Here is a 21,853-nt window from a genome sequence, read left to right as displayed (position 1 = left end):
CTGCGCGCGCGAGGACCGGGACACCGACGGGGCCCTTCGGCTCTCTTCGCCCTACGGGAGCCTTGGTGGACGCCGGCGTCGGGATCGCCATGGCCGGGGCCCTTCCCCCCCCGGGGCGACGTCTGTCCCCCGCCTCTTCCGTCGTCCCGCTGTGTCGAACGCCACGCGAAAGCAGCGGCCCGGCCGTGGCACTCCCAGCGCAGTGCTGTTCGCGAGGCGCCTCGCAGGGCGAGTGAGCCGAAGGGCCCCGTCGGTGTCCCGTGCCGCCCGCGCGGAGCGCAGCGACGAAGGAGCGGAGTGAGCACGGGCGGTGCGGGACACCGACTCAGCGGGCCCGGAGGCGAACGAGCCTAAAAATTCAGAGAACCCCGCCGGAGGCGACCCGCTCCGCAAGACCCACCAGGGTTCGTACCGCCGTCCCGGTCCCACCCTTGGGGGTGTAGCCGAACGGCGCGCCCTCGTTGAATGCCGGTCCCGCGATGTCCAGGTGGGCCCAGGGGGTGCCGTCGGGGACGAACTCGCGCAGGAAGATCCCGGCGACCAGGCCGCCGCCGCGGCGCTCGCCGATGTTCTGGAGGTCGGCGATGGGGGAGTCGAGGCTCTTGCGCAGGTGGTCGGGGAGCGGCATGGGCCAGGACGGCTCGCCGACCTCCTCGGAGAGGGTGTGCAGCGCGTCGCGGAAACCGTCGTCGTTGCCCATCACGCCGAAGAAGCGGCCGCCGAGCGCGATCATCATGGCGCCGGTGAGGGTCGCCACGTCGACGATGGCGTCGGGGCGCTCCTCGGCGGCCTTGGTGATCGCGTCGGCCAGGACGAGGCGGCCCTCGGCGTCGGTGTTCAGCACCTCCACCGTCTTGCCGCCGTACATCCGCAGGACGTCGCCGGGGCGGGTGGAGGAGCCCGACGGCATGTTCTCGGCCAGGGCGAGCCAGCCGGTGACGTTCACGTCGAGGCCGAGCCTGGCCGCGGCCAGCACGGCGGCGAACACCGCGGCGGCGCCGCTCATGTCGCACTTCATGGTCTCGTTGTGGCCGACGGGCTTCAGGGAGAGGCCGCCCGAGTCGTAGGTGATGCCCTTGCCGACGAACGCGAGCGACTTCTTCGCCTTGCCGCTCGTGTACGAGAGCCTGACCAGCCGCGGCGGGGTCGCGGAGCCCACGCCGACGCCGAGGATGCCGCCGAAGCCGCCCTTGGCGAGCGCCTTCTCGTCCAGGACCTGGATCTTGACGCCGTGCTCCTTGGCGGCGGTCGAGGCGAGCGCGGCGAACGCCTGGGGGTCCAGGTCGTTCGACGGGGTGTTGATCAGGTCGCGGGCGCGGTTCAGCTCCTCGGCGACCGCGGTGGCCCGCGCGACGGCGGCCTTGTGCGCCTTGTCCCGCGGCTTGGCGCCGAGGAGCGCGACCTCGGCGAGCGGCGCCTTGCCGCCCCGCTCCGCGGTGCGGCCCCTGCGGGGCGCGGGCGCCGACTTGTAGGCGTCGAAGGCGTAGGCGCCGAGCAGGGTGCCCTCGGCGACCGCGCCGAGGGCGGCGGCGTCGGCGAGGGGCAGCGAGAACGCCGCCTTCTTCGAGCCGGCGAGCGCGCGCGCCGCGCAGCCCGCGGCCCCCCGCAGGGTCTCGTCGTCGTAGCGCCCACCGCTCTCCACCGCGGTGCCGAGTCCGACCGCGAGCACCACGGGCGTCCTGAACCCGGAGGGGGCGGGCAGTCTGGTCACCTCGCCCTCGCCGCCGCGGGCGCCCAGGGTCTCCAGGGTCGCGGCGAGCTTGCCGTCGTACGCCTTGTCGACGGCCTCGGCGCCCGGTGCCAGGACCGGGCCGGCGGTGCCCTTGGCGACGCCGACCACGATCACGTCGGCACGCAGCGAGGACGCCGCGGCGGTGCTGAGAGTAAGAGCAGTCACGGTGATGCAGTCTCGCTTCCGTTGAGTTCCTTGGCCGAGGGGTGGTTCGACCTGGCCCGACGGCAGCCCGGGAGTTCCGGTGGGGGACCGGGCCGGGAAGGAGCCTACGCTCCGTGACGCCGCGCGCTCTCCACCGGTTGCCGGGGCGGCACCCGGCGCACGGGCCGTGAGCGGCGGCCCGTGCGGGCGCCGGGGCGTCATCACGCGGTGCCGAAGGTCATCACCACGAGTGCCGCGGTGGCGGCGGCTTCGGCGAGCGCCCCGAACACGTCGCCGCTCACCCCGCCGAGACGGCGCCCGCAGTGCCTGCGCAGCGCCTCTGCGGCGGCGCAGCCGGCGAGCACCGCGCAGCCGCACCGTGCGATCGAGGCGGGCCCGTCGAGTGCGCCGGCGCCCGCCCCGGCGGCCGTCACCGCGGCAAGCGCGAGCCACGCGGCGCGCGCCGGTACGGTTTCGGCCACCGCGGCGCCCAGGCCCTCGGGGCGCGCCGCGCGCACCCCCTCGCGCGCGGCGAGGGTCAGCGCGAGCCGCCCCGTGGTCGCGGAGAGCGCGACGGCCACGGCGCCGTACGGCCAGGAGACGGCGTAGCAGCGGGCGAGTGCGGCGATCTGCGCGGCGAGCACGAGCAGCAGCGCCACCACGCCGAAGGGGCCGATGTCGGAGCGCTTCATCACCGCGGCCGCCGCCTCGGGCGGCCGCCCGCTGCCGAGGCCGTCGGCGGTGTCCGCGAGCCCGTCGAGGTGCAGCGCCCTGGTCAGTACGGCCCCGGTGGCGGCGCCCGCGACGGCCGCCAGTACCGGGCCCGAGCCCGCCGCCAGCAGCAGCCCGCCGAGGGCGGCGGCGCACAGGCCCACGGTGAGCCCGGCGAGCGGCGCGCCGAGCATGCCCGCGCGGGCCGCCGCGCGGTCCCAGCGCGCCACGGTGACGGGCAGCGCGGTCAGCGTGCCGAAGGCGAACCGCAGTCCCTCGGCCACCGAGGCGCGCGAGCCGCCAGGCCCTTCCGTCACGCCTCGCCCGACGGCGGTTTCGCCCCGTCCGCCGCCACGGGCTCCGCTTCCTCCGTGCCGTCCCCGGCCCCCTCGGGCCCCTCGGGGGCGGGGAGTTCGGCGGCGAGCGCCGCGGCCGAGCGCACCAGCGGCAGCGCGAGGAGCGCGCCGACGCCGCCGCCGATCCGCACGCCGTGGTCGAGCAGCGGCTCGAACGCCATGCGGTCGTACGCCTTCTCCTGCCCCGGCTCCCCGCTCGCGTGCCCCGCGAGCCACCAGTCCGGCGCCCGGAACGCGACCCGCTGCGCCACCAGCGCGCACGCCGCCGACACCACCCCGTCGAGCAGGACGGGCGTGTGCCGCACCGCGCACTGGAGCAGGAAGCCCGTGGCGGCGGCGAGGTCGGCGCCGCCGACGGTGGCGAGCAGGTGGAGCTGGTCGCCGAGGACGGGGCGGGCCCGCCGCAGCGCGTCCCTGATCGCCGCGCACTTGCGCATCCACGCCAGGTCGTCGATGGCGCCGCCGCCGCGGCCCGTCACCAGCGAGGCGTCCGTGCCGCAGAGGGCGGCGATCAGGGTGGCGGCCGCGGTGGTGCCGCCCACGCTCAGGTCGCCGAGCACGACGAGGTCGGTCCCCGAGTCGGCCTCCTCGTCCGCGAGCGCCACCCCCGTCTCCAGGGCGGCCTCGGCCTCCTCGACGGTCAGCGCGTCCTCGACGTCGATACGGCCCGAGCCGCGCCGCACCCGGCGCCGCACCAGGCCGCTCGCGCCCTCCGGCAGCGACTCGGGGTCGCAGTCGAGCGCCATGTCCACCACCCGCACCGGCACGTCGAGGCGGCGGGCCAGCACCGCCGTGGGCGCCGTGCCGTCGAGCACCGCGCGCACCAGGGTGTGGGCGCTGCCGGGGGCGCGGGTGGACACCCCGAGTTCCGCGACCCCGTGGTCGCCCGCGAACAGCACGGCGCGGGGCCGCTCGACCGGCCTCACGGGCGCGGCGCCCTGCGCGGTGGCGAGCCAGGAGCCCAGCTCGTCCAGCCTGCCGAGGGCCCCGGGGGGAAGGCCCGTCCTGGCCCTGCGGTCCTCCGCGTCGCGGCGCACCCCGCCGTCGGGGCGCTCGATCAGATCGGTGAAGTCGTCGAGATTCACTCAGGCTCTCCTCGGGGCGGGACGTTCGCGAAACAGTATCGACGCCGCGGCGGCCCGCCAGGGCGCAGGTCCCGGCGCGCGGTCCGGCTCCCGCGGGCCGGGGGGTGCCCCCGCGGGCCCCGGCGGCCCCCCGCGCGGACGGCCCGTGGGGTCCGGGGCGCCGCCCGTGGGGCGACCGGCGCGGGACGCACCGGCGCCGTCGTTGAATCGGCCCCGTCCTTCCCCTACGTTCCCGTACGTTCCGCGCCGGGGGGCCGAGCCACTGGAGCCGCCATGCCCACCCCGTCCCGCGCCCTCCACAGGAGGCGGCACCGCGCGGCGCTGCGTGCCGTGCTGCGGCACACCGAGCCGGAGAGCTGGCTCGATGTCGGCGCCGGGCCGCTGCCGTTCGCCGCCGCCGCCCGCGAGGCGGAGCCGTACATCGCCTTCGACGGGCTCGGCCCCGGCGACGGGGTGCGGCGCGCGGCGGCCGACGGCCACATCGAGGAGGCGCACCTGGGCACCCTGCCCGCGCTCGCCCGGCGGCTCGCGGGCCGCTACGACGCGCTGAGCATGCTCCACCACCTGGAGCGCGTCGAGGACCCGGCGGCGGAACTGGCCGCCGCGCACACCGTGTTGCGGCCCGGCGGCCATCTGCTGATCGAGGCGCACGGCACACCGCGCCCGGGACTCGGCCGCAGGGCCGTGCTCCCGGCGCCGCGCCCGCTGCCGAGGCCGCTGCTGCGGCGTGCCCTGGACGCGGCGGGCTTCACACTGCTGTCGGTGTGCCCGCTGCCGCCCGCCTTCGGCGGCCTCGGCCGCGCGGGCGCGTACCGGGCGGTGGCGCGGCGCGCGGCGGGGTGAGCTGCCTCAGCCGCGCAGCGCCAGCGCCTGCCCGGCGACGATCAGCAGCACATGCTCGCACTCCGCGGCGAACGCCGTATTGAGACGGCCCAGTTCGTCGCGGTAGCGGCGCCCCGAGGGGGTCGCGGGCACGATGCCGGAGCCCACCTCGTTGGAGACCGCCACCAGGGTCCGCCGGGTCCCGCGCACCGCCGCCGTCAACGCGTCCACGCGGCGCCGCAGTTCGCGCTCGCCGCCGCAGGACCACTCGGTGTCGTCCCAGGCGCCCACCTCGTCCATCACCGACGTCAGCCACAGCGACAGGCAGTCCACGAGCAGCGCGGGCCCCTCCCCTTCGAGCAGGGGCACCAGGTCGCAGGTCTCCTCGGTGCGCCACGACCCCGGCCTGCGCTCCCGGTGCGCGCGCACCCGCTCGGCCCACTCGCGGTCCCCCGCGCGGGTGCCGCCAGTCGCCACGTACAGCACGTCGGGGCAGGTCGCGAGGCGCCGTTCCGCCTCGGCCGACTTGCCCGACCTGGCGCCGCCGAGCACCAGGGTGCGGCGGGGCACGGGCGGTGCGGCGGGCGCCATGCCGCGCCTGATGCCCGCCGCCACCCCGGTCCGCGGCGTCACGTCGAGCCCGGTGCCGTCGGGCACCGCGCGCACCCCGGCGGCGGCCAGCCTGCGGTGCAGCTCCCGGCCCGGCGGCACCTGGTGGTCCAGGTGCACGGCGAGCACGTCCGTGTGCGCGTTCCTGGTGTCCACGGCGCCCCGTGCACGCAGCGCCGCCAGCGCGTCCGGCCTGCCGAGGACGTCGGCGAGCACCATGTCGTACGGCGCCGTGCCGGCGGGCGGCCCCGCGGGCGCTGCGCCGGGCGGCAGGTACAGCAGCCGGGCGCCGTCCGGCCCTGTGACCTCGTAGCCGGTGCCCGGGGAGTCCAGGGCGACCACCCGCACCCGGTGCCCCGAGGGCAGCGCGATGTCCTCGCCGTCCGCGGGCCTGCCGGGCGCGGGCAGCCCCGCGGGCACCTGCGGCGGCGGGCCCTGGTGCGGATGGGACAGCAGCACCCGCCCCACCTCGGCCAGACTGCCGCCCGCGCGCGCGGCCGTGAACGCGGCGCCCGGGGTGAGGTCGAGCAGCAGCACCCCGTCGACGAGCACCGACGTGGCGGCGCGCGCCTCGGGGCCCCGGGCGGCGCCACAGGCCGCGCAGGGGCACCCGGGGATCGGCAGCCCGTCGGGGCCCCCGGTGCCGAGCAGTGTCAGTTCCATACGAAGATCCTCCCGCGCCCGCGCGGACCGTGCGCGCCCGGTTACGCTTCAGGCGGCCGAAGCAGCGAGATCCCCGGGAGGCATACGTGGTGGCGTGGACGTGGCGGTTCGAGAAGGCGGACGGGACCGAGGTGCCGCCCGCGGTGCGGCCCGAGGAGTTCACCACCCAGGGGGACGCGGAGTCCTGGCTCGGGGAGAACTGGCGGGGCCTCGCGGAGGGCGGCGCGGACCAGGTGCGTCTTTTCGAGGACGGCACGGAGGTCTACGGCCCGATGAGCCTGTCCCCCGACAGCCCGAGCGGCGCCGACGCCGCGGGGCGGGAAGCCGGGGCCTGACCCGGCGGGCGGCCGGGGTCCGCGCGCGGGGCGCGTGCGCCCCGGTGACGGCGCCGCGCGCGGCCGTGCGGCTCACATCTCCCCCAGGGTGACCCGGGCGGTGCGCCGCTGCTCGGAGCGTACGTAGGTCACGTCGACCCGTTCGCCGGGGGAGCGGCCCGCCAGCGCCTCCGCGAGCGAGGTCACGGAGTCGACCGGGGACTTGTTGAGCCGGGTGATCACATCGCCCGCGCGCAGCCCCGCGTCGGCCGCGGCGCCGCCCTTGCGCACTGACACCACCGCCACCCCCGAGGGCCGCGCCGAGCTGTCCACGACGCTGCGCGCGGTGATGTCGAGCGCGGCCCGCCCCGAGTCGGTCACCCTGCCCTTCTTGATGATCTGGTCGGCGATATGGGTGACGGTGCGGGAGGGGATGGCGAAGCCGATACCGGGGGCCGCGCTGTTGCCGAGGTCGGGGTCGGTGGCGGCGAGCGTCGGGATGCCGATGACCTTGCCGTCGAGGCCGACCAGCGCGCCCCCGCTGTTGCCGGGGTTGATCGCGGCCGACGTCTGCACCATGTTCGCGATGGTGGCTCCCGTACCGCTGTCGCCGTCCCCCGAGCGGCCCTCGCTCACCGTCCTGCCGATGGCCGAGACGATGCCCTGGGTGACGCTCGACGAGAGCCCCAGCGGCGAGCCCATCGCCAGCACGATCTGCCCCACCTCGGCCCGCGACGAGTCGCCGAACGAGGCCGCCTTAAGACCCGCCGGCATGTTGGTCAGCTTGACGACGGCGAGGTCCTGCTCGGGGTAGGCCGACACCAGGCGGGCGGTCAGATTGCTCTCGCTGCCCGCCGTGGTGACCCGGAAGGTGCGCTCCTTGCCGACGACGTGCGCGTTGGTGACCACATGGCCCTGGTCGTCGTAGACGATCCCGGAGCCCAGGTCCTTGCTGCCCTGGATCTGCACGACGGACGGCAGCACGTCCTTGATCACCCGCTGGTAGTCGTCCTGGAGGTCGCTTGCGGCGGCGGGCGCCCGGCGCTCGGAGGCCGCCCGCGCGGTGTGCCCCGCGTCGGCACCCGCACAGCCGCCGAGCAGGGCCGCGGCGCACAGCGCCGCCACCGCCGTCAGAAGGGGTCCGTGGCTGCGGGCATGCGATGCGTCCATGTCCGGGAGTATCCCCAGGGGCGCGGGCCCCGGCCCGCGGTGCGCCGCCGTTCGGGGGCCCCGCGTACGTGCGCCGCGCGTGGGCGCCCGACGGGCCGTACGCGCGCGTGCGCGCCCCGCGGTCAGCCGCCGCGTACCCCGCACAGGTGCAGCAGCGCCGCCATCCTCCGGTACGGGTCCGTGCGGCCCGCGCGCTCCTCGGCGGCGAGCAGGGTCTCCACGTCCGGCGGCGGCGCGCTCTCGTCGGGCGCCAGGTCGGTGAAGAGCCGCACCCCGTACCAGGCGCGCAGCGGCGCCCCGATCCCGGCGAGGGTGCTCTTCAGCGCCGCGAGCCGGTCGGCCCGCACCGTCACCCCGAGCCGGTTGGTGTACGTGACCGTGTCGAAGGCCGCCAGCGCGCCCCGCCAGTCGCCCAGCAGCCCCGGGCGCAGCGCCAGCGCGTCCGCGTTGCGCACCAGCAGCGACAGCAGCCCCCCGGGCGCCAGCATCCTGGCGAGCCCCGCGACCAGCGGGTCGGGCTCCTGCGCGTACATCAGGACACCGTGGCAGAGGACCACGTCGAAGCTGCCGGGCAGGAAGTGCACCCCGGTGTCGCGGCCGTCGCCCTGTACGAGCCGCACCCGCCCGCGTATGCCCTCGGGCTCACCCGCCAGCGCGGCGCGGGCCGCGGCCAGCATCTCCTCGTCCTGTTCGAGGCCCGTGACCTCGTGGCCCGCGCGGGCCAGACGCAGCGCCTGGGTGCCCTGCCCCATGCCCACGTCGAGCACCCGAAGGCGCTTGCCCACGGGGAAGAGCCCCGCTATGCGCTCGTCGAGCTGGCGGGCCACCAGCTCCTGGCGCACCACGTTCCTGAGGCCGCCGAGGCCGCGCAGCCATGCCTCGGCGCCGTCCCTGAAGCCTCCCGGTGCCTCCGTACTCAGGGCCGCTCTCCCCGCGCCACCTGCGGCTTCGGCAGCCGGAGCCGGCGCATCTGGAGGGTGCGCATGAGGGCGTAGGCGGTGGCGCCCTTGTGGGACTCGTCGGGGAAGCGCTCGGCGAGCCGCCTGCGGAGCCGGAAGGCCACACCGGCGGAGTCCACCACGATCAGCACGATCACCAGGAGCCACAGCAGCAGCGCGATGTTCTGGAGCGAGCCGATCCGCACCATGCTCAGCACCAGGATCACCACGGCGAGCGGCAGGAAGTACTCGGCCGCGCTGAAGCGCGAGTCCACGAAGTCCCGGGCGAACCTGCGCACAGGGCCCTTGTCGCGGGCGGGCATATAGCGCTCGTCGCCCGTCGCCATGGCCTGGCGCTGGCGCTCCATCGCCTCCCGCCTGCCCTCGCGCTGCCGCTTCGCCGCCTCTTTGCGGTTCGTCGGCGTGGAGGCGACGCTGCGGCGCTGGCCCTGGGCCACACTCCGCTTCGGCGTGGGGCGCCCCTTGGGGGCCTCCGGGTGACGCTCGCGGTCGTTCACCTGGGCCTTGGCGCCCGTGGTCTTCTCGTCGTTCGCTCGGCTACGGAACACAAACCCCAAGGGTAAGGGGTTCCGGCGCATGGACCACAGCCCCCCGGGGAACGATCCCGCAACGCCACGCGTCTGTAGGGGCGTACGCGTCGACGACCGGGCCGGTCGACGGTCGGCGGCGCGGCGGTGAGCGGGACGGGCGCGGTCCCGGGGGCAGGACCGGGGGATGACCCCGAAGCGCTCGTAGTACTCACGCCGGAGCAGCCGCGGACGCAGTCGTCCTTGGGGATGAGCGCATCCGCACCGGAACAGTGCGGTAATGGATGCAGGGCCCGTACTGTGGGTTCTGTTGGAGCTGGAGCTGAGAAGTCCGTCAGAAGGGGGCGCGCGAAGCCCATGAGCGGTGTCATGAAGCGTATGGGGATGATCTTCCGCGCGAAGGCGAACAAGGCCCTTGACCGGGCCGAGGACCCGCGCGAGACCCTCGATTACTCGTACCAGAAGCAGCTCGAACTGCTACAGAAGGTGCGCAGGGGCGTCGCCGACGTGGCGACCTCCCGCAAGCGGCTCGAACTACAGCTCGGCCAGCTCCAGGGCCAGTCGAGCAAGCTGGAGGACCAGGGCCGCAAGGCGCTCGCCCTCGGCCGTGAGGACCTGGCCCGCGAGGCCCTGTCCCGGCGCGCCGCGCTCCAGCAGCAGGTCACCGACTTGGAGACCCAGCACCAGACGCTCCAGGGCGAGGAGGAGAAGCTCACCCTCGCGGCCCAGCGCCTCCAGGCCAAGGTCGACGCCTTCCGCACGAAGAAGGAGACGATCAAGGCCACCTACACCGCCGCCCAGGCGCAGACCAGGATCGGCGAGGCGTTCTCCGGCATCTCCGAGGAGATGGGCGACGTCGGCCTCGCGATCCAGCGCGCCGAGGACAAGACGGCCCAGCTCCAGGCCAGGGCGGGCGCCATCGACGAGCTGCTGGCCTCCGGCGCCCTCGACGACCAGTCCGGCATGGCCAAGGACGACATCGCCGCCGAGCTGGACCGCATCTCCGGCGGTACCGATGTCGAGCTGGAGCTCCAGCGGATGAAGGCCGAGCTGGCCGGGGGCTCCTCGTCCCAGCAGCAGGCCATCGAGGGCGGCCAGGAGGGCGGCCAGACCCAGCAGCCCCAGGAGCAGCCCCAGGACTCGGCCCGCCCCCGCTTCGACAAGCAGTGAGGGCGGTTTCCCAGCCGATGCCAGTCGGCGCCGGCCGGCGCGGCCCGCGGCCGGCCGACGCCCGATGATGCCGAGGAGGGCGTCATGATCGTACGGATCATGGGGGAGGGCCAGCTTCTGCTGGCCGACAGCCGCTTCAGCGAACTGAACAGGCTCGACGACGAGCTGCTCGCCGAGGTGGAGCGGGGCGACGGCCCCGGCTTCCGCCGCACCCTGCACGCCCTGCTCGACAAGGTCCGCGAGATCGGCGAGCCGGTCCCCGACGACTCCCTTGAGCCCTCGGAGCTGATCCTGCCCGCTCCCGACGCGACCCTCGACGAGGTACGCGCCATGCTCACGGACGACGGCCTGATACCGGGCTGAGAAGGCCCGGCGGTCGCGCACCGCCGCGACCGCCCGGCGCCCAGGACACCGGCTGCCGGGCCCCGGCAGCCGGGCGGCCACCGCCGCCTCCGCCCCGTACCAGTGAAGCCGCAGCCCGTGAGCGCACTCTCCGACATCCCCCGTGTCTCCCGCATCAGAGCCTGGCTGAACGCCAACCCGCTCGCCCTCGACGCAGCCGTCGCGCTGGGCGCGCTCGTCTGCATGGTCGTCGGCTCCTTCGTCCGCCCCGGCGGCCCGCACGGCAGCACCTGGGGCACCCGCACCCCCGGCGCCCTCAGCCTCGTTCTGATGGTGCTCGGCTCCCTCTCCCTTGTCCACCGCCGCCGCGCCCCGGTGCCGGTGCTCGCCGCCACCGGCGCCGTCTCCCTCGCCGAACTCCTCTCGGGGGAGCCGCGCGCCCCCGTCGCCATGTGCGCGGCCGTGGCCCTGTTCACCGTCGCCGCCAGCACCGACAGGACCACCACCTGGCGGGTCGGGCTGCTCACCATGACGGTGCTCACCGCCGCCGCGATGCTCGCGGGCCCGCTGCCCTGGTACGCGCAGGAGAACATCGCGATCTTCGCCTGGACCGGCATGGCGGCCGCGGTCGGCGACGCCGTGCGCAGCCGCCGGGCCTTCGTCGGCGCCATCAGGGAGCGCGCCGAGCGCGCCGAGCGCACCCGGGAGGAGGAGGCGCGCCGCAGGGTCGCGGAGGAGCGGCTGCGCATCGCCCGCGACCTGCACGACGTCGTCGCCCACCACATCGCGCTCGTCAACGTCCAGGCAGGGGTCGCGGCCCATGTCATGGACAAGCGCCCCGACCAGGCCAAGGAGGCCCTGTACCAGGTCCGCGAGGCCAGCCGCTCTGCGCTCGGGGAGCTGCGCACCACGGTGGGGCTGCTGCGGCAGTCAGGCGACCCCGCGGCGCCGAGGGAGCCCGCGCCCGGGCTCGACCGGCTCGACGAGCTGGTCGGCACCTTCAGGGCCGCGGGCCTGACCGTCAGCGTCGGCGGCCCCGGGCCGCACGGCGAGCTGCCCGCCGCCGTGGACCTGGCCGCGTACCGCATCGTGCAGGAGGCGCTGACCAACGTGCACAAGCACGCGGGCCCCGGCGCGAGCGCCGAGGTGTGTGTGGTGCGCGCGGCGGCCGCACTGGAGCTGACCGTCCTCGACGGCGGCCCCGCGGGGGAGTGCAGGGCGGAGCGCCCCCCTGACGACCCCACGTTCCACGGCGGCCACGGTCTGCTCGGCATGCGCGAGCGCGCCGTGGCGCTCGGCGGCACCCTCGCCACCGGGCCGCGCCCCGAGGGCGGCTTCCGTGTCCACGCGGTCCTCCCGTTCGCCGGCCGGCCGGATGGCGCGCGGCTCGCGGCGGGCGGCGCCGGGGCCCTGGGGACGCCGCCATAGGGTGGCCACGCCCCCAGGGGCGTGATGCCGGGGTGCGCGGCGCGCCGTCCGCGGCGGCCCGCACGTCGGCGCCGGAACGAGGACCAGGGAGCGAAGATGACGACCGGTAAGGCCCCGGGCGACGGCGCCGCCGACCAGAGCGCGATCCGGGTGGTGCTCGCCGACGACCAGGCGCTGCTGCGCAGCGCCTTCCGCGTGCTGGTGGACTCCGAGCCCGACATGAGCGTCGTGGGCGAGGCGTCCGACGGCGCGGAGGCCGTACGGCTCGCCCGCGACGAGCGCGCCGACGTCGTCCTCATGGACATCCGCATGCCCGGCACCGACGGCCTCGCCGCCACCCGGCTGATCGGCGCCGACCCCGGGCTCGCCGGGGTGCGCGTCGTCATGCTCACCACCTTCGAGGTCGACGAGTACGTCGTCGAGTCGCTGCGCGCGGGCGCCTCCGGGTTCCTCGGCAAGGGCTCGGAGCCCGACGAACTGCTGAACGCGATCCGGGTCGCCTACGCGGGCGAGGCCCTGCTCTCCCCGATGGCCACCAAGGGCCTCATCGCCACCTTCCTCGCCCAGGGCGACGGCGGCGGCGCCCACGACCCCGCCGCCGGGGCGCACGCCGCCCGCCTCGAAGCGCTCACCGGGCGCGAGCGCGAGGTCCTCGTCCAGGTCGCGGGCGGCCACTCCAACGACGAGATCGCCGAGCGCCTCGTCGTCAGCCCGCTCACCGTCAAGACCCATGTGAACCGCGCGATGGCCAAGCTCGGCGCCCGGGACCGCGCCCAACTCGTCGTCATCGCCTACGAGTCGGGCCTCGTACGGCCCAGGAGCGGCTGAGCTTTCTCCACCCCCCGGCGCCGCGAAACCCTACCCACGGGTGGGGTCGCGCTAGACCCCCCGGTGTAGACGTCGTACTGCGCCCGCAGTAGCACCCCCCGGGGGATTTGGACCTGGAGGCGACGAAGGCGGCCTCCTCCATGGCCGAGGGTGGTGTGTGGTGGCCCCGCGGGTCCCCCTGCGTCCCAGCGCCGCGGTGCCCCGCGTGCGGGCCACCTCCAGCGGGGTTCACGCCTGCCCTCGCCTGCCGCGCACGCCACAGAAGAGAGACCGACCCATGTCCTGGCTGTCCAGATTCAGCCTCGCCCAACGGGCCCTGATAGGGCTGATGTCGATCATCGCGCTGATCTTCGGCGTGATCGCGATTCCGCAGCTCAAACAACAACTCCTGCCCACCATCGAACTGCCCATGGTGTCCGTCGTCGCCCCCTACCAGGGCGCCGCCCCCGACGTGGTCGAGAAGCAGGTCGTCGAGCCGCTGGAAGACCAGATCAAGGCGGTCGACGGGGTCACCGGGGTCACCTCCACGGCCTCCGAGGGCAGCGCCGTGGTGATGGCCCAGTTCGACTACGGCAACGGCTCGAAGCAGATCGCGGCCGACATCCAGACGGCCGTCAACCGCTCCCAGATCCCCCAGGACGTGGACCCCCAGGTGGTGTTCGGCTCCACCGACGACCTCCCCACCGTCGTCCTCGCCGTCACCTCCGACAAGGACCAGCAGGCGCTCTCCGACCAGCTCGACCGCACCGTGGTGCCCGCGCTGAAGGACATCGACGGGGTCAACCAGGTCACCGTCGACGGTGTGCAGGACCTCCAGGTCACGGTCACCCCCGACCAGAAGAAGATGGCCGCGGCCGGTGTCACGCCCACCGCGCTCGGCCAGGCGCTCCAGGCGGGCGGCGCCACCACCCCGGCGGGCTCCCTCGACGAGAACGGCGCCAACCGCAGCGTCCAGGTCGGCGGCGGCTTCACCTCGCTCGCGCAGATCAAGGCGCTGATGATCCCCGGCGCCGACGGCGGCTCGCCGGTGAAGCTCGGCGACATCGCGGGCGTCGAGCAGCAGCCGTCGAAGGCGACCTCCATCACCCGCACCGACGGCAAGCCCAGCCTCGCGGTCTCCGTCACGATGGGCCAGGACGGCAGCGCGGTCTCCATCTCCAAGGCGGTCAAGGACAAGCTGCCCGACCTGCGCAAGGACCTCGGCGCGGGCTCCAGCCTCACCGTCGTCAGCGACCAGGGCCCCGCGGTCTCCGACTCCATCAGCGGCCTGACCACCGAGGGCGCGCTCGGCCTGCTGTTCGCGGTCATCGTCATCCTGCTGTTCCTGGCGTCGCTGCGCTCCACCCTGGTCACCGCGATCTCCATCCCGCTGTCGGTGGTGCTCGCGCTGCTCGTGCTGTGGATCGGCGGCCAGTCGCTGAACATCCTCACGCTCGGCGCCCTCACCATCGCCATCGGCCGCGTCGTCGACGACTCGATCGTGGTCCTGGAGAACATCAAACGGCACCTCGGCTACGGGGAGGAACGCAAGCACGCCATCCTCACCGCGGTGAAGGAGGTCGCGGGCGCGGTCACCTCGTCGACCCTGACCACCGTCGCCGTCTTCCTGCCCGTCGGACTCGTCGGCGGCATGGTCGGCTCCCTGTTCGGCGGCTTCTCGCTCACCGTCACGGCCGCGCTGCTCGCCTCGCTGCTGGTGGCGCTGACCGTGGTGCCGGTGCTCTCGTACTGGTTCCTGCGCGCCCCGAAGTCCGTACGGGACGCGGAGCCGGACGCCGCGCGCAGGGTCGCGGAGGAGAAGGAGGCACGCAGCAGGCTCCAGCGGTTCTACGTGCCGGTGCTGCGCTTCGTCACCCGGCGCAGGCTGACCACGGTGATCGTGGCCGTGCTCGTGCTGGTGCTCACCCTCGGCATGGCGTCGCTGCTGAAGACCAACTTCTTCGACCAGGGCGAGCAGGACACCCTCAGCATCAGCCAGGAGCTGAAGCCGGGCACCAGCCTCGCGGCCACCGACGCCGCCGCCAAGAAGGTCGAGAAGACCCTCGACGGCATCGACACCATCAAGGACTACCAGGCGACCATCGGCAACTCCGGCTTCGCCGCGGCGTTCGGCGGCAGCACCGACACCAACCACGCCACGTACCAGGTCACGCTCAAGGACAAGGCGTCGTACGACGAGACGCAGGACCGTATCGAGGCGGACCTCGGCAAGGTCTCCGGCATCGGTGACACCACCATCAGCGCCGGGGACGGCTTCGGCAGCCAGGACCTGAGCGTGGTCGTGAAGGCCGCCGACGAGGGTGTGCTGCGCAAGGCCGCCGACCAGGTGCGTGCCACGGTGGCCAAGCTGGACGACGTCACCGACGTGCAGAGCGACCTCTCCCAGTCGGTGCCGCGGATCTCGGTGAAGGCCAACTCGAAGGCGGCCGCCGCCGGGTTCGACGACACCACCCTCGGCCAGGCCGTCGCGCAGGCCGTCGACGGCAACAAGACGGGCAAGGCCACGCTGGACGACACCGAGCGCGACATCGTGGTGCGCTCCCCGCAGCCCGCCACGACCGTCGGCCAACTGCGCAACCTGTCGCTCGGGTCGGTGAAGCTCGGCCAGATCGCCGACGTGAAGATGGTCGACGGGCCGGTCTCGATGACCCGCATCGACGGCCAGCGCGCCGCCACCATCAGCGCCCGCCCCACGGGTGACAACACCGGCTCGGTCAGCAGCTCCCTCCAGTCGAAGATCGACGCGCTGAAGCTGCCCGAGGGCGCCACCGCCTCCATCGGCGGTGTCTCGCAGGACCAGGACGACGCGTTCGCGAAGCTGGGGCTCGCCATGCTGGCGGCCGTGGCCATCGTGTTCATGCTGCTGGTGGCGACCTTCAGGTCGCTGGTGCAGCCGCTGATCCTGCTGGTGTCCATCCCGTTCGCCGCGACCGGCGCGATCGCGCTGCTGATCCTCACCGGCACGGCGATGGGGGTCCCGGCGCTGATCGGCATGCTGATGCTCATCGGCATCGTGGTCACCAACGCGATCGTGCTCATCGACCTCATCAACCAGTACCGGGCACAGGGGTACGGGATCGTGGAGGCGGTCGTCGAGGGCGGCAGGCACCGGCTCCGCCCGATCCTGATGACCGCGCTCGCGACCATCTTCGCGCTGCTGCCGATGGCCCTCGGCGTCACGGGCGAGGGCGGCTTCATCGCCCAGCCGCTCGCGGTGGTGGTGATCGGCGGTCTGATCTCGTCGACCATCCTGACACTGCTGCTGGTGCCGACGCTGTACGCGATGGTGGAGCTCCGCAAGGAGCGGCGCCGCCGCAAGAAGGCCGCGAAGCGGGCTGCGCGCGCGGAGCAGCCGGCTCCGGAGCCGGCTGGGGTCTGAATCCCGCTGCGCGGGGCGGGGGCCGGGGTGCGTCGGGCACCGCCGGTCCCCGGCCGTCGTGGTCGGGCGCCGTCGCGGCGGAAAAGAGGGGGCGCTGCCGCGCCCCCTCGCCCCGGTTCTGACCTCTTCCCCCGGGCGCGCCACGCCACCACGCACGGCAGGGGGCCGAGGAGGACGCGCCAGCGTCATCCTCGGCCCCCGACCCGCCCACAACGGGGGCCGAAGGGGGCCGCCAGGCCCCCTTCAAACCGCCGCAACGGCGAGCAACCCCCACGGCGGCCCCCGGCGGTGCCGAACCCGCTCAGCCCAGTCACGCGCCTACGGCAACGCAAGCATGCGATCCAGCGCGAGCCGTGCGAACCCCGCCGTCCGCTCGTCGACCGTGATCCTGTTGACCGTCCTGCCGTCGGCCAGCGCCTCAAGCGCCCACACCAGGTGCGGCAGGTCGATCCGGTTCATCGTGGAGCAGAAGCACACCGTGCGGTCCAGGAAGACGATCTCCTTGTCCTGTTCCGCGAAACGGTTCGCCAGCCGCCGTACGAGGTTCAGCTCCGTGCCGACCGCCCACTTGGACCCGGCGGGCGCCTCCTCCAGCATGCGGATGATGTGCTCGGTGGAGCCGACGTGGTCCGCGGCGCGCACCACCTCGTGCCGGCACTCGGGGTGCACCAGCACCCGCACGCCGGGTATCCGCTCCCGCACCTCCCGCACGGAGTCCAGGCTGAAGCGGCCGTGCACCGAGCAGTGCCCCCGCCACAGGATCATCTTCGCGTCCCGCAACTGCCCTGCCGTGAGCCCGCCGCCCGGCCGGTGCGGGTTGTAGACCACGCAGTCGTCGAGCGAGAGGCCCATGTCGAGGACCGCGGTGTTCCTGCCGAGGTGCTGGTCCGGCAGGAAGAGCACCTTGCCGTCGGGCCCGCCCTGCTCGAAGGCCCAGCGCAGCGCCCGCTCCGCGTTGGACGAGGTGCAGATGGTGCCGCCGTGCTCCCCGGTGAACGCCTTGATGTCCGCGGAGGAGTTCATGTACGACACCGGCACCACCCGGTCGGCGACCCCGGCGTCCGTGAGCACGTCCCAGCACTCGGCGACCTGCTCCGCCGTGGCCATGTCGGCCATGGAGCAGCCCGCGGCGAGGTCGGGGAGCACGACCCGCTGGGCGTCCGAGGTGAGGATGTCCGCGGACTCGGCCATGAAGTGCACCCCGCAGAACACGATGTACTCCGCCTCCGGCCGGGCGGCGGCGTCCCGGGCGAGCTTGAAGGAGTCGCCGGTGACGTCGGCGAACTGGATGACCTCGTCGCGCTGGTAGTGGTGCCCGAGCACGAAGACCCTCTCGCCGAGGCGCGCCCTGGCGGCGCGGGCGCGCGCCACCAGGTCGGGGTCGGAGGGCGCGGGCAGGTCCCCGGGGCACTCGACCCCGCGCTCGCTGTGCGGGTCGGCCTCCCGGCCGAGCAGCAGCAGCGCGAGCGGGGTGGGCTCCACGTCGAGGTCCTGGGTGGTCTTGGCGGTGGTCACGGCACGCACCCTCTCTTCTTCCGGGGACCCCGAGGCGGGGAGGCACCGTTGTCTCCACGGCGCGCTGCGGCGTCCGGCTCATGCGGCTCGTGCGGTACGGACGCCGGGCGCGCCCCGGGTGCGGGGAGGACACACGGCACCACTTTTCGTCTATGTGACGTTATCTATCATAACCCCTTCACGTCACGTTGACGATGGCCATCATGTCGATGTGACGCAATTCCCGGCCGGCGGCGATGGGCCCCGCGGACGGCCGTATGTGGCCGTCGGCGCCCTCCCGGGACCGTCAGCGTGCGTCCGTACGGGGGAACGGGGCGTGTGCGAGCATGGGGGAGGACAACAGAAACGAAGACGGTCGCCTCGGTCGCCGAGGAACGGAATGAATCCGCGGCAGCATCGGTTGGACCCGTCGGCAAGCAGTCTCCGAACTACCCGGGAGAGATGTAGATGTCCGTATCGGACGACACCACCACCGCCACCGACGGCATCATCCTGTCCGACGGCGCCGCGGCCAAGGTCAAGGCCCTGCTGGACCAGGAGGGCCGTGACGACCTCGCCCTCCGCGTCTCGGTCGAGCCCGGCGGCTGCTCCGGTCTGCGGTACCAGCTCTTCTTCGACGAGCGCTCCCTCGACGGCGACGTCGTCAAGGAGTTCGGCGGCGTCAAGGTCGTGACCGACCGCATGAGCGCCCCGTACCTGAGCGGTGCCTCCATCGACTTCGTCGACACCATCGAGAAGCAGGGCTTCACGATCGACAACCCGAACGCGACCGGCTCCTGCGCCTGCGGCGACTCGTTCCACTAGTCGCCGAGGCCGGGGCCGCGCGCCCGGTCCACACGGAAGAGGGGAACTGCCCAGGCGGTTCCCCTCTTCGTTTTCCGTCCTTCGTTTTCCGGTCGCGCGACGGGACCCCCGTACGCCCTGACTGCGCGGCGACTACTCGGCGCGCACCGGCTTGTGGTCGCCGTCCACCACCGTGCGCTCGCCCACCGGCTCGTCCAGTGTGACGGTGCGCTCGTAGACGCGCGCCAAGTCGATGCAGACGCCCTTGCCGCCGCTCTCGTGGACCGTGACCTCGACCGTGTCCCCCGTCTCCCGCGCGGAGACCGAGTAGTGGGCGCACACACCGGCCTCGAAGCGGACCGTGAGGCTCCGGCCCGCGGCGGCGTACGAGGTCAGCGCGGTGCTCGTCGGGGTGCCGCCCTCCTGCTCACCGAGGTACTTCGGCGCCACCGCCGGATACGGCACCGTACGGGCGCTGTCGCCCGAGCCCACCTCGTACAGCCACGAGGGCACCAGCGCGGGCCTGCCGTCGACATACCGCGCGGCAAGACCGAAGTCGGCGTCCTCGACCTGCTGCCGCGGCTGCTTTGCGGGCCCTGCGCACGGCATCTCCTTCAGGTCCTTCTGACCCTTCTGGTCCTTCTGGTCCTTTTGGAGCGGTTCCGTGGAGGCGCAGCCGCCGGGCGCCTCCCGCCCACCACCACCGCCGCCGCGGGCGGCGTTGAGCCGGTCCAGGGTCTCCTTGGCGCTCAGCACCGGATAGGTGTCGCCCTTCTGCGGCACCGTCAGCCGGCCGCTGCCGCCGGTGATGTGGCCGTCGGTGCCGACCCTGAGGGCCGTGGCCCAGCCGTAGGTGGGCAGCCCGTCGACCACCGGGTCCGCGTCGACCACCCGTACCGAGCCCATCAACTGGTCCGTGTCGACCTTGGCGTCGGACTCGCCGACCGCCTTCAGCACCGGGGCCGCCGCGGCCTTCGCCGCCGCCGCGTCCACCGGGTCGCCGTGCTGCCCGTCGGGGGAGACCGAGCAGGTCTCGCCCCGCCGGCAGTCGTCCGAGCCGTTGGAACCCAGCGCGGTGTAGGTCCAGGCGCCCGGCGCCTGGCGGCTCACCCGTAGCTGCGGGCCCGCGCCGTCGCCGTCCGGGCCGACCTGCCAGCTCGCGCCGGTCTGCCGGGGCTCGCCCGCGAGGCCGAGGGCGCGCGCCAGCCGCCGCACCGCGTCGGCGCCGACCGTGCCGCCCCCCTTGTAGACGGCGGCCTTGTCCGGGCCCTTCGGCAGCGCGCCCTCGTCGGCGCGGTACCCGGGCCCGTTCGGGTCCGGCTCGCCCGGCGCGATACCGGGCGCCCCCGAGGATGCCGCCGTGCCGCTCGCCGCGTCGCCCGGGGAGTAGCCGTCGAGGGACAGCACCGGGGGGCTGCCCTCGCTCGCGCGGGGCTCTCCCGAGCCGCCGGACGCGCCCGTCGCCAGATACGCTCCGCCGCCGCCCGCCAGCAGTACCGCTGCCGCCACGGCGCCCACCGCGAGCCGCGGCCGTCGGCGCGCGCCGCCCGCCCGGGGCTCGCCGCCCCTGGCCTGGTCGGCCGCCCGCGCCTCGGCCCGCGCGTCCTCGTGCGCCGCCGTGCCGTCGTGGCCTTCGCCGTTGTCGGGGGTCGGTCGCTCGGTGCTCACCACATCGCTCCTTCGGCTGTCCTGCCGTCCCGCCGCACCCGGCGGCGGGCCCCGCGTCCGTCCGCGAGGGACGGCTATGGGACGCGGGGAGTGCGCGAGCGGTTCCACCGCGCCGGGGGAGCGCCCGGGCGGCGGCGGGGGCGCGGTGCCCCCGGCGGGTCAGTCCCCGTACTCCGACATGGCGTCGAGCAGCCGGGCGGAACCCGGCGGCACCACCACGCCGTTGATCAGGGACGGCGGCACCGGGCGGCACGCCTCGGGCGCACGCCGGTCCGCCCACTGCGGCATCATCCCGGCCGCCGCGCCCCGCAGCGCGGCGAGCCCCCCGTCAAGCTCGAACGGAGCGGCCCGATACGCCTGGTCATTCGTCATGCTGGAACCGTAGCCATCGGACAGTGTGCGAAGAAAGCCCTACTATCGGGTAGTTTCGATGGCCGGGCGAGTGAAACGCGAACCCGGTAGCGTACGAAGGGCGCCGTGCCCGGCACCGGTGAACTCGAAACCGCCGACCGGCCGGGACGACCGCAAGGACAGCACACCCAGCCGCGCGTCACCACCACCCCGCGCGGGCGCCCAGCCAGCGCCGCGCATGCGCCATGCGCGGCCCCCCGACCGCAGGAGCGTGTAACCGCCGTGCGTATCGCAGTCTCCGGCTCCATCGCCACCGACCATCTGATGACCTTCCCAGGCCGCTTCACCGACCAGCTCGTCGCCGACCAACTGCACACGGTGTCGCTCTCCTTCCTCGTGGACGGCCTTGAGGTGCGCCGCGGGGGAGTGGGCGCGAACATCTGCTACGGCATGGGTCAGCTCGGCACCGCGCCCGTCCTGGTCGGCGCCGCCGGTGAGGACTTCGAGGAGTACCGCGCCTGGCTGGAGCGCAACGGCGTCGACACCGGGTCCGTACGGATCTCCGAGGTGCTGCACACCGCCCGCTTCATCTGCACCACCGACGTGGAGCACAACCAGATCGGCTCCTTCTACACCGGCGCCATGAGCGAGGCCAGGCTGATCGAGCTGAAGGCGGTCGCCGACCGGGTCGGCGGCCTCGACCTCGTCGTCATCGGCGCCGACGACCCCGAGGGCATGCTGCGCCACACCGAGGAGTGCCGCACCCGGGGCATCCCCTTCGCCGCCGACTTCTCCCAGCAGATCGCCCGGATGGAGGGCGACGAGATCCGCACCCTGCTGGACGGCGCCGCGTACCTCTTCTCCAACGAGTACGAGAAGGGCCTCATCGAGACCAAGACCGGCTGGAGCGACGCCGAGATCCTGGGCAGGGTCGGCCACCGCGTCACCACCCTCGGCCCCCGCGGCGCCCGTATCGAGGCCGAGGGCGCCGAGACGATCGAGGTCGGCTGTCCCGAGGAGCACGCCAAGGCCGACCCGACCGGGGTCGGCGACGCCTTCCGCGCCGGGTTCCTCTCCGGGCTCGTCTGGGGCGTCACCCTGGAGCGCGCCGCCCAGGTCGGCTGCATGCTGGCCACCCTGGTCATCGAGACCGTGGGCACCCAGGAGTACGAGCTGAGCAGGATCAACTTCATCGAGCGCTTCACCAAGCGGTACGGCGACGAGGCCGCCGCCGAGGTCCAGGACCACCTGCCCCGGGTGGTCTGAGGCGCAACCGGGGCGGGGCCCGCGCCCCCGG

General features: G+C 74.3%; 19 protein-coding genes. 9 read left to right on the top strand and 10 right to left on the bottom strand.

Annotation, left to right across the window (positions count from 1 at the left end; genetic code table 11):
- Positions 1 to 358 precede the first annotated feature (358 nt).
- The 3 genes from ACIBIW_RS16100 to cobT all read right to left on the bottom strand — a co-directional run bounded on the left by ACIBIW_RS16100 (position 359) and on the right by cobT (position 4,028).
- Positions 359 to 1,897, bottom strand: a complete 1,539-nt coding sequence (locus ACIBIW_RS16100; RefSeq protein ID WP_399336380.1) for a leucyl aminopeptidase — start codon at positions 1,895 to 1,897, stop codon at positions 359 to 361.
- 200 nt (positions 1,898 to 2,097) lie between these two features.
- A complete protein-coding gene (locus ACIBIW_RS16095; RefSeq protein ID WP_399336378.1) occupies positions 2,098 to 2,904 on the bottom strand; it encodes an adenosylcobinamide-GDP ribazoletransferase in 807 nt (268 codons plus the stop codon).
- On the bottom strand, positions 2,901 to 4,028 hold the full coding sequence (cobT, locus tag ACIBIW_RS16090) for a nicotinate-nucleotide--dimethylbenzimidazole phosphoribosyltransferase (protein ID WP_399336376.1): 1,128 nt from the start codon (positions 4,026 to 4,028) through the stop codon (positions 2,901 to 2,903). The genes ACIBIW_RS16095 and cobT overlap by 4 nt, the downstream gene beginning before the upstream one ends.
- Positions 4,029 to 4,301: 273 nt before the next feature.
- Here cobT and ACIBIW_RS16085 point away from each other — a divergent pair, with 273 nt between their 5' ends.
- On the top strand, positions 4,302 to 4,871 hold the full coding sequence (locus ACIBIW_RS16085; RefSeq protein WP_399336374.1) for a methyltransferase domain-containing protein: 570 nt from the start codon (positions 4,302 to 4,304) through the stop codon (positions 4,869 to 4,871).
- 6 nt (positions 4,872 to 4,877) lie between these two features.
- Here the strand turns inward: ACIBIW_RS16085 and ACIBIW_RS16080 are convergent, their stop codons facing one another.
- Positions 4,878 to 6,122, bottom strand: a complete 1,245-nt coding sequence (locus ACIBIW_RS16080; protein ID WP_399336372.1) for a bifunctional adenosylcobinamide kinase/adenosylcobinamide-phosphate guanylyltransferase — start codon at positions 6,120 to 6,122, stop codon at positions 4,878 to 4,880.
- Positions 6,123 to 6,208: 86 nt separating this feature from the next.
- On the opposite strand from ACIBIW_RS16080, the gene ACIBIW_RS16075 reads away from it, so the two are divergent.
- Positions 6,209 to 6,457: a hypothetical protein gene (locus ACIBIW_RS16075; protein ID WP_399336370.1), complete on the top strand. Its 249-nt coding sequence runs from the start codon at positions 6,209 to 6,211 to the stop codon at positions 6,455 to 6,457.
- Between the two features lie 72 nt (positions 6,458 to 6,529).
- On the opposite strand, the gene ACIBIW_RS16070 is transcribed toward ACIBIW_RS16075, so the two are convergent.
- The 3 genes from ACIBIW_RS16070 to ACIBIW_RS16060 all read right to left on the bottom strand — a co-directional run bounded on the left by ACIBIW_RS16070 (position 6,530) and on the right by ACIBIW_RS16060 (position 9,143).
- Complete coding sequence (locus ACIBIW_RS16070; RefSeq protein WP_399336368.1) at positions 6,530 to 7,606, bottom strand: S1C family serine protease; 1,077 nt, start codon at positions 7,604 to 7,606, stop codon at positions 6,530 to 6,532.
- A 122-nt stretch (positions 7,607 to 7,728) separates the two neighbouring features.
- Positions 7,729 to 8,433 (bottom strand): class I SAM-dependent methyltransferase, encoded by a 705-nt coding sequence (locus tag ACIBIW_RS16065; protein ID WP_399336732.1) that lies wholly within the window; start codon positions 8,431 to 8,433, stop codon positions 7,729 to 7,731.
- Positions 8,434 to 8,522: 89 nt separating this feature from the next.
- Entirely contained in the window at positions 8,523 to 9,143 is a 621-nt protein-coding gene (locus ACIBIW_RS16060) for a DUF3043 domain-containing protein (RefSeq protein ID WP_399336366.1), read from the bottom strand.
- A 306-nt stretch (positions 9,144 to 9,449) separates the two neighbouring features.
- Between ACIBIW_RS16060 and ACIBIW_RS16055 the strand changes: the two genes are divergently transcribed.
- From ACIBIW_RS16055 to ACIBIW_RS16035, 5 genes are all read left to right on the top strand, one after another.
- Positions 9,450 to 10,262: a PspA/IM30 family protein gene (locus ACIBIW_RS16055; RefSeq protein WP_399336364.1), complete on the top strand. Its 813-nt coding sequence runs from the start codon at positions 9,450 to 9,452 to the stop codon at positions 10,260 to 10,262.
- 84 nt (positions 10,263 to 10,346) lie between these two features.
- Complete coding sequence (locus ACIBIW_RS16050; protein WP_399336362.1) at positions 10,347 to 10,625, top strand: hypothetical protein; 279 nt, start codon at positions 10,347 to 10,349, stop codon at positions 10,623 to 10,625.
- Positions 10,626 to 10,760: 135 nt separating this feature from the next.
- Complete coding sequence (locus ACIBIW_RS16045; RefSeq protein WP_399336730.1) at positions 10,761 to 12,032, top strand: sensor histidine kinase; 1,272 nt, start codon at positions 10,761 to 10,763, stop codon at positions 12,030 to 12,032.
- Positions 12,033 to 12,128: 96 nt separating this feature from the next.
- Positions 12,129 to 12,860, top strand: a complete 732-nt coding sequence (locus ACIBIW_RS16040; RefSeq protein ID WP_399336360.1) for a response regulator — start codon at positions 12,129 to 12,131, stop codon at positions 12,858 to 12,860.
- A gap of 277 nt (positions 12,861 to 13,137) precedes the next feature.
- Positions 13,138 to 16,239 (top strand): efflux RND transporter permease subunit, encoded by a 3,102-nt coding sequence (locus tag ACIBIW_RS16035; RefSeq protein ID WP_399336358.1) that lies wholly within the window; start codon positions 13,138 to 13,140, stop codon positions 16,237 to 16,239.
- Positions 16,240 to 16,557: 318 nt separating this feature from the next.
- Here the strand turns inward: ACIBIW_RS16035 and nadA are convergent, their stop codons facing one another.
- Positions 16,558 to 17,754: a quinolinate synthase NadA gene (gene nadA / locus ACIBIW_RS16030; RefSeq protein WP_399336356.1), complete on the bottom strand. Its 1,197-nt coding sequence runs from the start codon at positions 17,752 to 17,754 to the stop codon at positions 16,558 to 16,560.
- Between the two features lie 447 nt (positions 17,755 to 18,201).
- On the opposite strand from nadA, the gene ACIBIW_RS16025 reads away from it, so the two are divergent.
- Complete coding sequence (locus ACIBIW_RS16025) at positions 18,202 to 18,558, top strand: HesB/IscA family protein (RefSeq protein ID WP_399336354.1); 357 nt, start codon at positions 18,202 to 18,204, stop codon at positions 18,556 to 18,558.
- 132 nt (positions 18,559 to 18,690) lie between these two features.
- Here the strand turns inward: ACIBIW_RS16025 and ACIBIW_RS16020 are convergent, their stop codons facing one another.
- Together ACIBIW_RS16020 and ACIBIW_RS16015 are read right to left on the bottom strand one after the other, a co-directional pair.
- Positions 18,691 to 20,205 (bottom strand): hypothetical protein, encoded by a 1,515-nt coding sequence (locus tag ACIBIW_RS16020; protein ID WP_399336352.1) that lies wholly within the window; start codon positions 20,203 to 20,205, stop codon positions 18,691 to 18,693.
- 159 nt (positions 20,206 to 20,364) lie between these two features.
- Positions 20,365 to 20,577 (bottom strand): hypothetical protein, encoded by a 213-nt coding sequence (locus ACIBIW_RS16015; protein ID WP_399336350.1) that lies wholly within the window; start codon positions 20,575 to 20,577, stop codon positions 20,365 to 20,367.
- Between the two features lie 261 nt (positions 20,578 to 20,838).
- Between ACIBIW_RS16015 and ACIBIW_RS16010 the strand changes: the two genes are divergently transcribed.
- On the top strand, positions 20,839 to 21,822 hold the full coding sequence (locus ACIBIW_RS16010; protein WP_399336348.1) for a carbohydrate kinase family protein: 984 nt from the start codon (positions 20,839 to 20,841) through the stop codon (positions 21,820 to 21,822).
- Positions 21,823 to 21,853 lie beyond the last annotated feature (31 nt).

Source organism: Streptomyces sp. NPDC050560, from assembly GCF_044457285.1.
Lineage (GTDB): Bacteria > Actinomycetota > Actinomycetes > Streptomycetales > Streptomycetaceae > Streptomyces.
The sequence above is the reverse complement of the archived record's forward strand: the minus strand, read 5'-3'. Positions and strand labels throughout refer to the sequence as shown.